1 protein-coding gene and 1 pseudogene are annotated in these 721 nt (G+C 54.1%); one reads left to right on the forward strand and one right to left on the reverse strand.

Features of this window, described 5'->3' with window-relative positions; all coding sequences use genetic code 11:
* Window positions 1-12 precede the first annotated feature (12 nt).
* Window positions 13-99, forward strand: coding sequence for an HIG1 domain-containing protein (locus tag I6F42_RS20455; protein ID WP_374939254.1), 87 nt, complete (start codon window positions 13-15; stop codon window positions 97-99).
* Window positions 100-205: 106 nt separating this feature from the next.
* Here the strand turns inward: I6F42_RS20455 and I6F42_RS20460 are convergent.
* Window positions 206-280: pseudogene (locus I6F42_RS20460) on the reverse strand (ribosomal protein S19 family protein); the annotation flags it as partial.
* Window positions 281-721 lie beyond the last annotated feature (441 nt).

Genomic DNA, 721 nt, shown 5'->3' on the forward strand with positions numbered 1-721 from the left:
GCTGGCGCTGTCATTTCGCGAGACAAGTATCAAACCACCGCTCAGAAGGTTGTTCAAGCTCGTATGTGGGCTCAGGGCTTGACCATTGGTATCCTCTGATTTGGCACGCTGGGCTTGTGTCAGAGCACCAGCCACGATGAGGATACCAAAGAATGAATCGGGACGAGTGTGTTGCACCAATACCGGGGCGACCGTGCTTAACGGGGCGGTAAGAGCACGAGAACTCAGCAAGGTAGTGCCCAGTCATCTCGGGCCTGATCTCAACAGAGTTGAAAACCTTTCCGTTGTAGCACGTCGAACAACAGAACGTTCACAGGACCCAGGGCATGAACCAAATCCGCTTGCGAGTCAACAGTGTGGTTCACATTCACGTTCAAATATCGCTCCCATTCGAACCTGGGTCATATCTCCACTGGCCACACACATCTGTCACATATCCACCCTGTTTCCCATTCTCCCCGCTCGTGTTGCACTCATCAAGGGGCTTACGGAGGAGCCTGTGGCAGTCCCCATCAACTGACCATGAACAGCCGTTGATGGCTTGAGCGCTGAGGAGGATGGTGAATGATCCCCATCAGTAACGTAGAGCCACGGTTTGACCGGGTGCGAGGCCTGCACCGAAGTTACGGCGGCAAAAGTCATCAATGCTCGAGATGGAGGGGGCACGGTCAACTCTGGTGCCGGAATTATAACAAGTGACGTACTCGGGACCAGAGTTGAC

The organism is Pseudoalteromonas sp. SWYJZ12 (assembly GCF_015864395.1).
In the GTDB taxonomy this organism is placed as follows: Bacteria; Pseudomonadota; Gammaproteobacteria; order Enterobacterales; family Alteromonadaceae; genus Pseudoalteromonas; species Pseudoalteromonas arctica.